Origin of the sequence: Luteimonas padinae (genome assembly GCF_014652935.1) — a bacterium.
GTDB lineage: Bacteria > Pseudomonadota > Gammaproteobacteria > Xanthomonadales > Xanthomonadaceae > Luteimonas > Luteimonas padinae.
The window spans coordinates 1-1,224 of record NZ_BMZT01000028.1 but is presented as its reverse complement, the minus strand read 5'-3'; the positions used below and the strand labels follow the sequence as shown (position 1 = coordinate 1,224).

The following is a 1,224-nucleotide window of genomic DNA, read 5'->3' as shown; positions in this document are numbered from 1 at the left end:
GGGTTCTACCCCGAAATCACGGACGGTTGTAAAAGAGCTGACAGCTTCTGGTCTTGCCTGGCGACCCTGCGCCGCATCCTCGGGTTGTGGAACCGCTCGATGTATTCGAACACATCGGCCCGTGCGGCATCGAGCGTCGGGTAGGTCATGCGGTAGACCCGCTCGCGCTTGAGTAGGCCGAAGAAGCCTTCGCACGCCGCGTTGTCACCGCAATGGCCCACCGCGCTCATCGAGCACACCAGTTCGTTGGCCGCCAGGTAACGCTGGTAGTCGCCGCTCCGGAACTGGCTGCCGCGATCGGAATGCAGGATCACCGGGTCGCTGCCCTGACGCTGCCAGACCGCCATCTGCACGGCCCGGATCACCATCTGCCGATCCTGCCGATGGTGCATCGACCAGCCCACCACGCGCTGGTCGAACAGGTCCAGCACGATGCACAGGTACAGCTTGCCCTGCCGGGTCTTGAGTTCGGTGATGTCGGTGACCCACTTGGTCTCCGGCTCCAGCGCAGTGAAGTCCCGTTCCAGCAGGTTGCGCACGCCCGGCGGCGTCAGCGCGGGCCGGCCACGCTGCCCACGCCGCTTCGGCCGCGGCCAGCCCTGCAGGCCATCTTCAGCCATCAGGCGCGCCACCCGGTTCAGGCTGACGGGTTCGCCGGCATCGGCCAGATCTTCCTGCATCCGACCGGCGCCCAGCGTGCCCCGGCTGTCTTCATGCAGCTCACGTATGCGGTCGAGCAAGCGCTCGTTGTCGAGCTGGCGGGTGCTTGGCAGGCGCTTGCTCCAGTCGTAGTAACCACTGGCCGAGACCCGCAGGCAGCGGCACATCAGCCGAACCGGGAACTCATCGCGGCAACGTTCGATCGCCTGATACCTCAGGACGATCCCTTGGCAAAGAACGTCGCCGCTTCGCGTAAAAAATCCCGTTCCTTCTTGACCCTGGCCAGTTCGCGCTTGAGGCGCGCCAGTTCCTCGTCCCGCGGCGTTCCGGTGCCGCCGAAGGCCACCTGGCCCCGGCTCTGCGCCTCCCGCTTCCAGCGGGTCAGCAGCGTATCCCGAATCCCCAGTTCCCGGGCCACCTGGGCACAGCTGACACCCGGCTGGCTGGCCTGCTCAACCGCACCACGCTTGAACTCCGCACTGAACTTCCTTCGCTTCGACATGAACACTCCTCATGGCCTCGATCGGCCTTCTCGTAAGTGTCCGTGAAAACGGGGGTGAACCC

Annotated in this window: 1 protein-coding gene; it reads right to left on the bottom strand. The window is 65.4% G+C overall.

Features of this window, described 5'->3' with window-relative positions; all coding sequences use genetic code 11:
- Positions 1–5: 5 nt before the first annotated feature.
- Positions 6–1,162 (bottom strand): IS3 family transposase gene (locus tag IE168_RS14410; protein WP_189499506.1). Its coding sequence is split into 2 segments (ribosomal slippage): positions 6–922 and positions 922–1,162, totalling 1,158 coding nucleotides; the frame shifts between segments, so codons are not numbered across the junction.
- Positions 1,163–1,224: the final 62 nt, after the last annotated feature.